Source organism: Myxococcales bacterium (assembly GCA_022563535.1).
Lineage (GTDB): Bacteria > Myxococcota_A > UBA9160 > UBA9160 > UBA4427 > DUBZ01.
In genome coordinates, this window is the sequence record JADFNE010000085.1 from 1 (window position 1) to 13,765 (window position 13,765).

Annotated in this window: 10 protein-coding genes and 1 tRNA gene; 6 read left to right on the forward strand and 5 right to left on the reverse strand. The window is 62.7% G+C overall.

Translation table 11 applies throughout. The features are described 5' to 3' along the window. Positions 1–1,821 (reverse strand): cation:proton antiporter (locus IH881_18030; protein ID MCH7869598.1); only part of this gene is annotated, 1,821 nt, incomplete at its 3' end. Between the two features lie 454 nt (positions 1,822–2,275). On the opposite strand from IH881_18030, the gene lon reads away from it, so the two are divergent. After that, positions 2,276–4,699, forward strand: coding sequence for an endopeptidase La (lon, locus tag IH881_18035; GenBank protein MCH7869599.1), 2,424 nt, complete (start codon positions 2,276–2,278; stop codon positions 4,697–4,699). A 55-nt stretch (positions 4,700–4,754) separates the two neighbouring features. On the opposite strand, the gene IH881_18040 is transcribed toward lon, so the two are convergent. The 4 genes from IH881_18040 to IH881_18055 all read right to left on the reverse strand — a co-directional run bounded on the left by IH881_18040 (position 4,755) and on the right by IH881_18055 (position 10,282). Then, positions 4,755–5,984, reverse strand: coding sequence for a glycosyl transferase (locus IH881_18040; protein MCH7869600.1), 1,230 nt, complete (start codon positions 5,982–5,984; stop codon positions 4,755–4,757). A 102-nt stretch (positions 5,985–6,086) separates the two neighbouring features. Beyond that, positions 6,087–6,476, reverse strand: coding sequence for a PilZ domain-containing protein (locus tag IH881_18045; GenBank protein MCH7869601.1), 390 nt, complete (start codon positions 6,474–6,476; stop codon positions 6,087–6,089). A 198-nt stretch (positions 6,477–6,674) separates the two neighbouring features. After that, entirely contained in the window at positions 6,675–7,775 is a 1,101-nt protein-coding gene (locus tag IH881_18050) for a DNA polymerase IV (protein MCH7869602.1), read from the reverse strand. After that, a complete protein-coding gene (locus IH881_18055) occupies positions 7,772–10,282 on the reverse strand; it encodes a penicillin acylase family protein (protein MCH7869603.1) in 2,511 nt (836 codons plus the stop codon). The genes IH881_18050 and IH881_18055 overlap by 4 nt, the downstream gene beginning before the upstream one ends. 253 nt (positions 10,283–10,535) lie before the next feature. Here IH881_18055 and IH881_18060 point away from each other — a divergent pair, with 253 nt between their 5' ends. The 5 genes from IH881_18060 to IH881_18080 form a co-directional block, all read left to right on the forward strand. Then, positions 10,536–11,720 carry a phosphoglycerate kinase gene (locus IH881_18060; protein ID MCH7869604.1) on the forward strand — a complete coding sequence of 395 codons (1,185 nt, stop codon included), beginning with the start codon at positions 10,536–10,538 and terminating at the stop codon, positions 11,718–11,720. Positions 11,721–11,725: 5 nt separating this feature from the next. Next, positions 11,726–12,490, forward strand: coding sequence for a triose-phosphate isomerase (locus IH881_18065; protein ID MCH7869605.1), 765 nt, complete (start codon positions 11,726–11,728; stop codon positions 12,488–12,490). Between the two features lie 49 nt (positions 12,491–12,539). Further along, positions 12,540–12,929 (forward strand): preprotein translocase subunit SecG, encoded by a 390-nt coding sequence (gene secG / locus IH881_18070; protein MCH7869606.1) that lies wholly within the window; start codon positions 12,540–12,542, stop codon positions 12,927–12,929. Between the two features lie 231 nt (positions 12,930–13,160). Further along, positions 13,161–13,248: transfer RNA gene (locus IH881_18075), tRNA-Leu, on the forward strand. Positions 13,249–13,516: 268 nt separating this feature from the next. After that, positions 13,517–13,765 (forward strand): FG-GAP repeat protein (locus IH881_18080; GenBank protein MCH7869607.1); only part of this gene is annotated, 249 nt, incomplete at its 3' end.

The following is a 13,765-nucleotide window of genomic DNA, read 5'->3' on the forward strand; positions in this document are numbered from 1 at the left end:
TCTTACGTCCAGTTCGCGCAGGCTGATCTCGCCCCGAAACTCGACGGGGACGTCGATCCAATCGGTCTCGATCTGGTCGAGCAGTTCGACGAGCCAGGGGTCGAGGGTCATGGAGTTGGGGGTGCGGATTGCGCCGTAGCCCTCCTCCCGGAGTGCGTTGGTGAAGTTGTGTACGGCGGCGCTGGGAATTCGGAAATGTTCGAGGGTTCGGGCAACGAGTTCGAGGGCCCCTTCGTATTCTTCGGCGACGACAACCCGGGCTCCTGCCTGTTCCAGAATGTCGACTTCCCGCACATAACGCGTGCGCGCCAGCACCGGCGTTTCTGGTGCGATGGCGTGGATGCGAGATACGATGCGTCGCGTGGCGAGGGGATCATTGATCGCGATGGCGACGAGCCCTGCGCGCTCGACTCCGAGCCTGCGCAGTACCGGCGGTCGCGTTGCATCACCGAACACGATCGGTTCCCCGGCTTCGCGTGCCTGGGCCACGCTGCTCGCGTTGCCATCGACGACCGTGTAGTCGATGTTGATCGAACGCAGGGTACGGGTCAACGTCTGCCCCGCGTGGCCAAAGCCAATCAAAATGACGTGGCCCTCGCCTGCTTCGTCTCCGTCGGGTGCGCTGGTCTTGGTATCCTCATCATCCGCACCGCGCAGCAGAAATTCTGCGATCCGGGGGGCCGCGCGAATCAAAAACGGGGTCGCGAGCAAGCTCAAGATGGAGCCTGCGATCACGACCTGGTGGAGATCGTCGGGCAGCAGATCTGCGGCGTGGGCGGTCTCGGCGAGCACGAAACTGAACTCGCCCGTCTGGGCAAGGGCTGCGCCCGCCAATACTCCAACCCGCGGGCTTTCGCCTGCGAGACGCGCCGCGATGCTGGCCACGATTACCGCCTTGAGGAGCATCGCGGCCGCTAGATACGCGAGCACTGCGGGCGCCTGGTCGACGAGAACCCGCGGTTCGAAGAGCATTCCCACCGCGGTGAAGAAGAGACCGATCAGCACCCCGCGCAGCGGTACGATCTCAGAAAAGAGTTGGTGCGAGTACGGGGAGGCTGTGGCTGCAACGCCCGCCAGAAAGGCGCCGATCGCGAGGGTCAAGCCGAGCTCCTGGGCGGCCAACGCCGAACCCAATACCAGTATCAAAGCCAACATGCTGAAGAGATCGGGGGAGCGCAGGTTCGCGGCGCGGTCGAGCAGCCGTGGCACGAGGACGCGTACCAATAGCAGCATGCCCCCGAGCGCGGCCAACATGCGTCCGATCGCCATGGCGAGTTCCGGCAGCCCGCGTCCGGCTTCTGCGGTTCCGGCCAGTAGCGGAATTGCCAGGAGCAACGGCACGATGCTGAGGTCCTGGGCGATCAAAATTGCAACGGCGAGCCGTCCCTGGGGTGCATCGACCGTGCCGCGTTCGATGAGCAGTCGCATGGTCAGAGCGGTGCTCGACATCGCGACAATGCCCCCGAGCACGAATGCGGCCGAAGGCTGGACCCCGAACAACGTGGCGATCCAGGCGACCGTCGCACTCGTCAACACGACCTGGGTGCCGCCGGCAACGAGCGCCGTTCGCCACAGCCGTCGCAGTCGCTCTACCGGAAGTTCCAGACCGATCTCGAACAGAAGAAAGACGACCCCTAGCTCGGTAAGAAAGCTCACGCTCTCTGGCCGACTCACGATGCCGAGCCCACCGGGGCCGGCCAACGCGCCAACCACGAGAAAACCCGCGATCGAGGGCAAGCGGAGCCATTCGAAGACTGCGAGCCCTGTTGCGGTGAGAACCAACAACAAGACGATTTCGAAAAGCAGCGGGGAATCGATCACCGGACTGGTTTCCGTCTGGGGAGCGCCTTCATTTTCTCCCTCCCTGTTCGGCTCATGGCGTACGCTGCACAAAGTCCGCGCAGGCGTCGGAGTCCCACGCTTTTGGCGAACGCAGAAACAACCTTACCTGATAAACTGTCCTTCGATTCCGCGACGTTTTCGCCGGTCTTGATTCACGTTCAATCGGAGTGCACAAATGGATGTTCGAAAACCCTCGTTGAATCCCCTTAGACAGATTTCTTTCAGTTTGGTTCGACTCCAGTCCCGGGCACCATCCAGCTTTTCCAGACGCAGTTACAGGCTATGTTCCAGGCGCTCTCCATTGGGTACCTCGGGTCGGCACTGCCTCTTAACGCTCCCGCCCGCGATGTCAGCATTTTGGTCGAATTTGCCGCGAGAAAGCCCTTGACCCCAGCGTCGGGGTGCATAGGGTTGCGATCCGAAGGGAGCGAGCGTGAGCGACGAACACGATCCAGGGCAGCCGCCCGACGACTCCGGCGAGACCGGTGCCAGCCGCGAACATGAAATCCGCGGCCCGGGCGATGAGATCTTCACTGTCCCCGGCGTGCTTCCGCTGATTCCGGTGCGCGATGTGGTGGTGTACCCGGGCGTCACGGTGCCCCTCGCGATTGGACGCCGCAAATCCCTCGCCGCCCTGTCCCACGCTGGGCACAACGGTTACATGTTACTCGCGACCCAACGCGACTCCGGAGCCCAGGAACCCAGCCTCGATGAACTTCACCCCGTCGGCACGATTGTCCGGGTGCTCCGCATCATCGATGCCCGGGGTGAGGGCAAACAAGCGTTGGTCGCCGGGGTCTCGCGCGCTCGCGTAGACAAGCTCGTCACCCTCGAACCTCAGGTCATGGTCTCGGTCACCCCCTTGCCCGATCTCCCCCTCGACGACCCCGCGGCCGAAGCCAACTGGCGTCGTGTCGTCATGCTCGCCCAGCGGGTCATCGATCTTCGCGACGACCTCCCGGACGAATGGAAGATATTCCTGGCCGGCATCCCGACCGCCGGCATGCTCGCCGATCTCGTCTCGTCCAATCTCCCGTTGGCCCCCGAACAGCGGGTCCGCCTGCTCGAAGAGTCGGACCCGGCTCAGCGCTTGCGCATCGTAGAGAGCCATCTCGAACGAGAGGTGACGATCGCAGAAACGCAGCAATCCCTGCGCGGAGACGTTGCTGAAGACGACATCGACCCCAAGCATCGCGAAAAAATGTTGCGCAGTCGTATGCGAGAGATCCAATCCGAGATCGGCGAGGGCGATGCCGGGCTCCGGGAAGTCGACGAACTGCGTGAGCGATTCGACCAGCTCGAATTGCCCGAGGATGTCGAAGAACAGGCGGATCGCGAACTCAAGCGACTCACCGCCCTGCCCCAACACGCTCCGGATCGACACCTGATTCGCACGTATCTGGAATGGATCCTCGACCTGCCGTGGAACAAAGAAACCACCGACAAGCTCGATCTGGCGGATGCGCGACAGGTACTCGACGCAGATCACCACGGCCTCGACAAAGTCAAAGAACGAATTCTCGAATTTCTTGCCGTACGGAAGTTGGCCCCCGATGCAAAGGCGCCGATCTTGTGCTTTGTCGGCCCACCCGGGGTCGGCAAGACCTCTCTCGGTCGTTCCATTGCCCGGGCGATGCAACGCAAATTTGCCCGAGCTTCTCTGGGTGGCGTGCGCGACGAAGCCGAGATCCGGGGACATCGGCGCACCTACGTGGGCGCCATGCCGGGCCGGGTGATTCAGAGTCTCAAGCGCGCGGGAACCCGCAACCCCGTTTTCGTACTCGACGAAATCGACAAGCTCGGAAGCGACTTCCGCGGCGATCCCTCCTCCGCCCTGCTCGAGGTCCTCGACCCCGAACAGAACAACGCGTTCAGCGATCACTACATGGAGGTTCCCTTCGATCTGTCGAAGGTCCTGTTCATCGCCACTGCGAACACGCTGTCCACGATTCCGCCGGCCCTGTTGGACCGGATGGAAGTGATCGAACTCACCGGGTACACCGAGCGTGAAAAGCTCGCGATCTGCCGCCAGTTTCTCGTCGGCAAGCAACTCGAGGCCCACGGCCTCACCCCCGAACGCGTTGTCGTCCACGACTCGGCGCTCGAAATGGTTGTGCTCGAATACACCAACGAAGCCGGCGTGCGTAACCTCGAGCGACACATCGCAACCTTGATGCGCAAGGTGGCCCGTCGCATCGCATCAGATCCCGGCGCTGCGACCACGGTCGAGATCGACACTGCGTTTGTCAGCGAGTCTCTCGGTGCCCCGCCGCACATGCACGAACGCGCGGAACGCATTGCCGTTGCGGGCACCGCGGTGGGACTGGCGGTGACTGCTCACGGCGGCGAGATTCTGTTCGTCGAAGCGCGGCGCATCGCCGGCGGCAAAGGAGTGCTCCTGCGACTCACGGGCCAACTCGGCGACGTGATGCGCGAATCCGCCGAAGCGGCGCTGTCCTGGGTACGCGCTCACGCGAGTGAGATCGGACTCAGCGACGACGCGCTCGAAGCTTGCGAGATCCACCTTCACCTGCCGGCCGGCGCGGTCCCCAAGGACGGCCCTTCGGCGGGAATCGCGATGATCACGGCCATTGTCTCGGCGCTGTCGGACCGCCTTTCCTTGGGCACCATCGCGATGACCGGTGAGATCTCCCTGCGCGGCAAGGTCCTGCCGGTAGGGGGCATCAAGGGAAAGATTCTCGCAGCGGCTCGGGCGGGAATTGAAACCGTGGTCATGCCGCGTCGCAACGAGAAGGACTTGATCGATGTTCCCAAGGATGTGATCGACAAATTGAACATCCATCTCGTATCTGAAATCGACGAAGCGTTGCGCGCCACGCTCCCTCAACAACCGTAGAACACCCCTGGCCCCTCGCAAAAGCTGAGAATGGATCAACCGCCGGGCGGCGGGATCATCTTTGCAAGGAATCGTCTTCGACCGCAGTTCGGAATTCGTCGAGGAAGTTTGGCAAGGCTGAGATCACGCGACTCCAGTTGGGAATCTGCGGTGCGCCCATGGGATCTCGTACGAAATTCAACCCCGCCCGACGCAGGGCGTGCGAGAACGTTTCAACCGCGAGTTCTTCTTGATGCCGATCGAACTGGAGGCCGTTGAGCTTCGCGTCGTCGCTGTAGCGCGCGATGGCGTCCTGGGCCGTGCGAACATAGGCAGCGATCATGGTGTTGAGAAACCCGGCGTCAAACTCCACACCATAACTTGCGAGATTGCGAATCAACGAACTCGCAATATCGACCACCATGCGGTGCAGTCCGAAGTTCGCATCTCCTTCGGACAGCGGTTGATGCTTGTGGTCGTAGTTGTCGACCAACTCCACCTGGCAGACGCGCTTGAGGGAACAGTTGCGATACACCTCGGCCAACACCCCGACCTCGAGTCCCCAGTCCGCGGGAATCCGATTGGCGAGCACGAGGTCGGTGGTGAGCGAGCATTCGCCCGCAAGCGGGTAACGGAACGACTCGAGATACTCGAGCAGCGGCTGCGAACCCAACACCGCCTTCATCGAGCGCAGCAGTGGAGTCATGAACAAGCGAGTCACCCGACCGTGCAGGCGATCGGTCACGCGACTGTAATAGCCCTTGGCAAATTCGTAACTGAGGTTGGGGTTCGCGGTCGGGTAACACAAACGGGCGAGCAGCTCGGGGGAGTAGTTGAGAATATCGCAGTCGTGAATGGCCACGACGCGAGCGCGCTGGGTTGCCAGCACGTAGCCGCAGGCCATCCAGGTAGCCCTGCCCTTGCCTTCGGCGCCGGGATCGAGTCCCTCTTCTCGCAGGCGACGAAAAAGTCCCTGAACCCTCGCCCCGTCGTTCCAGATTATGGTCGTGGGCGATCCGTCGATGCAGCGGACGGGTTCGAATAACGAACGCATCTGCTCGTATTCATCGCGTTCGGCCTGTCCGGACAAGCTCACCACCACTTGCCCCAGGTAGGGCACACGGGCGAGCACTTCGACGATTCCTTTCAGCGCCGGGCCGCGAATCTCGGAGAACAAAGTCGGGAGTACGAGTCCGATGGGAAGCTGACTCGAGTAATCGACCAGTTCGCGTTCGAGTCGACCCAGGTCCGGAGTGCCGAGGCGATGAAGGGTTGAGATCACCCCGTTCTGATGAAAATCCGCCATGGGCCGGACGTTCGCACCCACGCGGGGGGCCTGTCAAGCGATCGGAAATAGGCGAAAAGTGGATCGGGCAGCGCGCCGGCAGGAGCAGCGGTCCACTTGCGGCTATTGGGTCTCTTCGATCGCCGAGAGTGCGGGGTGTACCGACTCTTCCATCGTCTCGGAATCGGGTTCCATCGACTCCTCGAGCAGACGCAAGGCAAGCGGATCGATCTCGATGAACTCGATTCCGACCTCCGTACTGATCGGATCCGAATCCGTCGCCCAAACCACGAGCCCAGTCGCAACCACGGTCTGCTGCATCACGTTGAACGTCACCCGGAGCAGATCGCCGAGTTCGATTTCGCAGCCGACCGCCTCGAAACTGATTCCGCCCGTAGAAACGTTCTTGCCTACTGCGAGTCGGTCGGGTCGATCGATCTCGGCAAACGAAATCACCTGATCCGTTGCGATCCGGTGGTACTTGCGTCGATCATCTGTTCCGTTTCCGGCCATCCGGCGTTCTCCCCGCTTTCCCTTCCGGGTTGCAACGCCTTAATCGGATACTGTTCCTGCGGGCTTGAGCACGCGTTGCTCATATGCACACCAGCCGCACAACGCGCACACGAGCACGGGGAAAATTCTAGAGATGGCGGATTATCGGCACCTCTATCGGGTGCAACCCACGCGCATCCAAGCTCGCTAGGCGCTTGATCAGCGCTTGAAGAGTTCGAGCTGTGCATCGGGTTCTGGTTCCGGACCCAGGCCCCCGAGTGCAATTCCGATCAGTCTCAGGGGAATTCTCCCCGCTTCTGTACGGTCGAGCAGACGCAGCGCGGCGAAGTGGATCTCGCCCGCGTCGAGAATCGGACGCAGTAGGGTGCGGGTGCGAGTCGCTGTCTTGCCTTCTTCGTATCGCAGCTTGATTGCGACCCGCCGGGCGCACAGTCGCTGTTGACGCAGCCCTTCTTCTGCCGCCTTGCAAAGACGCGCGAGACAGGACTCGACGGCCGCGCGCTCGAGAACCGGCTCGTCAAAGGTAAAGTCGTGACTAAGACTCTTGGGATGAGGTGCAGTGCGAACCCGCGCTTCGTCCTCGCCCCGCGCGTAGGCCAAGATTCGCCGCCCATGACGTCCAAGGCGCTCTTCGACCCCAGCAACGTCGAGAGCGAGAAGTTCGCCGATCGTCGCGATCTTCATGTCGGCAAAAGTTGCGCGTGTCTTGGCACCGACACCCGGCAAGCGTTCCGCTGGCAGGGGCGACAAGAAGTCCGCCACATCGAGATCGGCAAGACAGCGCACACCCTCGGGCCCCGACTCCAGCGCAGCGAGCCTGGCCAGAAACTTCACCGGCGCGATCCCCACCCGCAGCGGCAAACCCAGTTCTTCGCGCACGCGATCGGAAAGTTGTTTCGCCGCCGCGCGAGCCGATTCCGCATCCCGCAGCGCCGCCGGTTCGAGTTCCAGGTACGCCCCGGCCAGGCCGTCGATCTCGATTCCCTGGCAACTCCCTCGCAGCGCACTGTGGAGCAGCGATGAAATCTCGCGGTAGCGCTTCATGTTGGTGCGCAGCAAAAGCGCCTCCGGACACATCTGGTGGACATCCTCCACCGCCATGCCGAGCGTCACACCACGAGCCAGTGCTTCGTGGCTCGCCGACTGAACCTTGCCGCGCTTGTGCGGATCGCCGCCAACGATTACGGGTCGGGCGCGCAACGCCGGGTCGTCCTGGCGCTCAACCGAGACATAGAACGTGGGGACTTCTGCATAGGCCATGCGGTAGGGCATGGGTTCGGAAATTCGCCGAGCGCTCATCGGCTGGGCTCGAGTCGCAAGAGATCAACCGTGTGCTCTTCGACCAGAAACGAACTGCGGGCGAACATGCGTGGGTTGCCATTCAACCAAGGGCTGAGCCCGTCCCGGTAGTGGGCTTGCCCCGGCTGTTCCGATTGGCCGGGGGCGAGGGAGGTGAGGATCCGATCGTCGGCGGCCAGATCCATGGCAATGCGATACAGCGCCGCGCTGCGCGCCGCATAGGGTCGCGTCGGGTCGTAGTCCGCCATGCCCACAACCCCGCCATTTCCCGGGTATGGCCTCTCCGAGCCGTAGCTGAAGAGCACATCACTGGCCCCGGCGTCAAAGGCGATGAACGGGCGAAATGCGAGCTGATGGAGCCCACCCCAATTCCAGCGCTCGCGACTCGGCCCGCGTTGATACGAAAGACTGATCCATGCCTGATGCAAACTTCCCGGCAGCAGCGGAGCGAGCAACGCGGGATCACCCCATCCCCCCGGTAGCCCCTTCGATGCCGCCTCCACCAAGGCTGCCTCCACAAACACCCGGGGCTCTACCCCCGCCAGAGCGAGGTAGCGATCGACCAACTCGGCGGGGATCTTCGCGCCGAGTAGCTTGCGAACCAGATCGTGTGCGAAGACGCGGTACACCGCAGCGCCGCGGCGATCGGGAGCAAATCGGCCATCCCAGCCTTGCATCATTTGCCAGACTTCCCGCGCCTCCGGACTGAGACCCGGCACCTGGGCGAGTAGTGTCTGGATCGCTGGCATCACCTTCGGGCTCAGCAGTGAGGTGAGCTTGGTCTGCATCTGGGCGAGGCCGCGAAGATCGATCGGCCCGTCACTGCGAAGCCGGGCCAGGGCGCGCTCGATCCGGCGACTGCGCGTTCCGTTGCGCCAGTTCCATTCAATTTGGCGACTCGTCGGGTCCGCGAGGAGTGGATTGTCGGCAGTGATGATCCAGCGCCGGGATCCAGCTTCGCCGCGATTATAGGGAAGCGAGCTGTAGCGAAGGGAATGGACCCAATCGAAACCCCGCTGACGACCCGGTGCCGGGAGCAGCGCCGTGGCAAGCAAGCGCTTGGGAATCCAGCCCGTGAGCTGCCAGCCGATCGAACCTTGGCGGTCCGCATAGGCCACCGCGAGGACCGGCTCGTGATGATCGACCAGGTGCGCGACCAGATCTTCGGCGTCGGTCGCGTGCAGCAGACCCATCAACGCCGCGAGGCCATCCCCCGGACTCGCACCAGCCCAGGCGAGCGCCAGCGGCTCGTGCTCCCCTTCGACCAAATGGTTGATCAAAGGACCGTGCCCCGTGCTCTCGATCTTCAGGCTTTCTCCGCTGAGTTCTCCGGTCAGGGTGCGAACCCGAATCACTTCCACGCGCTCGACCAGGGGAATCCAGCGCTTTCCGCTTTTCGCCTCGCGCGTGTCTCCGACCCGCCGCAGGGTTTCGCGGTAAAGCTGGATCGTGTTGGTGCGGCCCGGCGTCAGGGCCCACGCCACATTTGCGTTGCGACCTGTCCAGTAGACGGGAAGACCGGGCACCGTCGCCCCGATGACGTCGAGTCCACGGGCGGAAATATGAGCTTCGTAGACCAGCGCTGGCGCAGACGGGGCGAGTTGGAACTCTGCCGCGAGCAGCGGCGAACCGCTCGCGGAATCTTCTCCGGGAACGATCCAAGCCCCAACCTGCAGGGTTGTTGCAGCCAACCGAGCGCGACTGCGCGCCAGTTCGCTCAGATCATCGCGCTCGCGCCTGCGGTGCATCTGCGGCTTGGGTTTGTCGCCGGGCAGATCGAAGGCGAGTCCGATCCCCTTTAGACCGAGCCCGGTGGGAAGCAGTGGCAGCGCCCCGACGCCGCCGAGTGTCTCGACCAACTCGGAGAATACGATCCCCGCTTCGAGCGACGGACCCATGGTCCAGTGCAAGAGCTTCATCAGCGCGATGCTGTCCCCGGGGCTCCAAGGCAATTCTGCCGCCGCCGCTGGCGACGCATTGAGCAGCGAGCGCACACGGTCCGCAGCGAGGCGACTCAGTTGGGCGTTCACCCCCGCGGCATAGGCAAAGAGTTCGGGAGCGGTCTCTGGGTCGAGGCCAGAGGCTTCAGCATCGGCCAGCCGACCGATGCCCAAGGTGCGGACCAATCGATCCACCGGCAGTCCAGCGCGCCCCTCAATTTCAGCGCTCGTCCCGCGAGCCAACCGCCTCAACCACAACATCTGGCCCAGGCGGTCTTGTGCATGCACAAAGCCCAGACCAAACCAGGCCTCGACCTGTCGCGTCGCTCGAATGTGTGGCACCCCGCGCGAATCGCGGCGAATTGTGACCGGACTCGAGAGCCCCTCGATTTCGATTGCCCCCGTGACCTTGGGCTGGAACCGGCGACCTGCATTCCACGCCGCCATCGGGTCCTGGCTCTGCCATAGAAGCACCAGCACGAGCACCGTGCCGAATGAAATCCAGCCAGCCCGGCGCAGCATCCCCTGGCTTTGCTGGTTCGCAGATTTTGTGGGTCTCGACTCCAAAGGACCTGCACCCCCCCAGGGCAATTCTCTAAGCTTAGCGGCACCAGTGCCGTGCGTGCTGAATGCCGTGCGATCAAGCATCAAGGCGGGGTCGGAAAGCACGACCGGAACTCGGGAAAACCGAAACGAACGCAATGAGTTGGCAGTTCTATGGGCCTCCCGTACCATGCTCGCTCGCAAAAATCCGCCTACCAACCCTCACCCCCTGCGCGCGCCAGAACGACACACGTGCAATCGGGAGAATGTCCAGATTATGACCGTTCGCGACCTGGATTCGCTCCTCGCGGGCGACGGCGTCAAGGGAAAGCGCGTCTTTGTGCGCGCAGATCTCAACGTGCCGATGCGCGGCGACACGATTACGGACGCGACCCGAATCGAGGCCTCGGTCCCCACCCTGCGCAGGCTCGCGGAGTCCGGGGCGCGGGTCGTTGTGGCTTCGCACCTGGGAAGACCCGAGGGCGTGCGCAACCTCGACTATTCGCTCAAACCGGTCGCGAAACTGTTGGCCGATTGTCTCGGGCGTCCGGTTGGCTTTGCCGACGATTGTGTCGGCGAGAGCGCGGAATCTGCCGCGAACGCGCTCGCCGACGGCGAACTTCTCTTGCTCGAGAACCTTCGCTTCCACGACGGCGAAACGGCGAACGATTCCACCTTTGCCAAGCAGCTGGCCAAACTCGCCGACATCTATGTAAACGATGCCTTCGGAACCGCGCACCGCGCCCACGGATCTACCGCGGGAATGGTCGCGGAGTTCAGCCAGGTAGCAGCCGGAGACCTGTTGAAGTCCGAGTTGTCGAAGCTCGATCTCTTGTTCACTCCCGAACGCCCCTTCCTATGTCTATTGGGCGGAGCCAAAGTATCGGACAAATTGGGTGTGCTCGAAGCGTTGCTCGAACGCGCTGACGTGATCGCGATCGGCGGCGCCATGGCCTACACGTTTTTGGCCGCCGAGGGAAAGAGCGTCGGCAAGTCTCTGGTTGAGCGCGATCGCTTTGAGGATGCCCGGCGCATCCGCAAGCGCGCCGTACAAGCCAACTGTCGCCTGCTGCTCCCCACCGATCACGTGGTCGCGTCGAGCCCGGAAGACAGCAACGCATGTCGCACGACGAACGAGATCCCCGACAACCTGCTGGGGTTCGATATTGGTACCGACACGGCGGTCCTCTACGCCGATGAAGCGCGGAAAGCGGGGACCATTCTCTGGAACGGCCCCATGGGCATGTTCGAAATCCCGGCCTTTGCCGAGGGAACGGCAACCGTGGCGAAGGGTGTCGCCGCGAGTTCGGCCACCTCGGTCGTCGGTGGCGGCGATTCCCTGGCCGCCATCAACCAACTCGGACTTGCCGATCAGATCGACCACCTTTCCACCGGAGGAGGCGCATCCCTCGCATATGTTCAGGGGCGCGCGTTACCGGGTGTCGTCGCCTTGGAGCGCTGATCAAAATGCGCAGACCCATCATCGCCGCCAACTGGAAGATGAACAAAACGCCGAGCCAGGCCCAGGCATTCGTCGAACGTCTGTTGCCTCAGATCGACGCGCAGCAGACGATCGATATCGTGATCGCACCCAGCTTTACCGCGCTCGATAGACTGGGGCGCGCTTTGGGAGGAAGTGCGATCTCCCTGGCCGCACAAAACGTGAGCGCCGAAAGCGACGGCGCCTTCACCGGCGAAGTCTCGGCCAACATGCTGGGCGCACTCTCCTGTCGCTACGCGATCGTCGGCCACAGCGAGCGGCGCGCGCAATGCGGCGAATCCAACCGGGACGTTTCGCGCAAGGCCGTGGCCCTGCAAGCTGCTGGGATCCGGCCCATTGTCTGCGTGGGCGAATCCCTTGAAGAGCGAGAACAGGGCCGCACCTTCGAAGTCGTGGGCAAGGCCCTCGAGGAAAGCCTCGCTGAGGTCAAGGCAGAGAGCGGTGACGCCCTGGTGGTCGCCTACGAGCCCGTCTGGGCGATTGGGACCGGGCGCAACGCAACCCCCGAGATCGCCCAGGAAGTGCACGCATTGATCCGCCAGCATCTCGTCAAGCAATTCGGCACAGTCGCCGAATCGATCCGTATTCAGTACGGTGGTTCCGTCACTCCGGAAAACGGCGCCTCGCTGATGGCGCAACCGGACATCGACGGAGCCCTGGTCGGGGGTGCCGGACTGGAACCGGACTCGTTCGCGGCACTCATCAAAATCACGGCCGAAAGCGCTGGCTAGTCCAGCAGTAGCGAAACACACAAGCAGAGTTCAAAGCGCAGGAGACACAATGAATACCTTTCTCGTCGTTCTACACATCATGGCTTGCGCCGTATTGGTGCTGGTCGTGTTGCTGCAAAGAGGAAAGGGCTCGGATATCGGCGCCGCCCTCGGTGGCGGCGGGAGCAACACCGTATTCGGCAGCCGTGGCGCCGGCAACTTCTTGACCAAGCTCACGACGGCTTCCGCCATCATCTTCATGTCGACCAGTCTCTCACTCGCCTACCTGGGCAATCAATCGTCCAGCCCCCTCGAGATGGGCGACGAAATCATCGACCTCGAATCCCCTGGCTCGGATCCCGACGCCCCCGCTGCGGGCGCCCTCGAGGAAGTAGAGAACGTACCTTCTGCGAATACGCTCGAAGAAATTCCCATGCCTGATTCGGAGGGCTCAGAGTAGCCAGAAGTCGACGCGCAAACCTGGCGAGAGGAATGTCGTGGGGTATGGTTGCGCGGCGCTGCAGACGACAGGCTCTTCTGTCCTCGTGCGGCGCAGTTTTTTTGAGCTTGCTTTGTGTTGGGCTCGTCACGGCGACCTCCTCAGTCGCGAACGAACGACGGGCAGTTAGTACGGGTGGCATTCCCCGCCGAGATCGAATCGGTCCAGGCCGGGGGACACTCGACACCGCGTGCGGCGGTGGCGGAACTTGGCAGACGCGCCAGCTTGAGGTGCTGGTGGGGGCAACCCCGTGGAGGTTCGAGTCCTCTTCGCCGCACCATTCCTTCTCTGGCAACTTGAATAACTGAGGTGCCGTAAGCTTGCCTCGCTGCTGGACAGCGAAGTCAACTGTTATTTTGACGCGACATTACCCTGTCTAAATCAAGCAGAAAATACGAAGAGGCGATGATTTGTCCCGCTGGCCCGTGCTCAACTAAGCGAATCTTCTTGACATTTCGGCGCGCTATGGCCCACTATAATCGTTGAGCCCAAGAACGGAATTGCTGATGTTGACTTGTGTGCATTCGGTTCGACTATGGATGGCAGTGGTGCTGAGTCTCATCCCCGCTCCAGCGGCGGCGCTGGCGGTCACTGAAGACGCGACGCTCATGGCTTCCGACGCCGCGGCGGACGACCGATTCGGCGCTGCGGTCTCGATCTCGGGCGACACGGCCCTGATCGGAGCCTACCTCGACGACGACAACGGATCGGATTCCGGGTCGGCCTATGTGTTCCGCTTTGACGGGACAACCTGGGTTGAAGAGGCGAAGCTCACGCCTTCCGACGGCGCGGCGAGC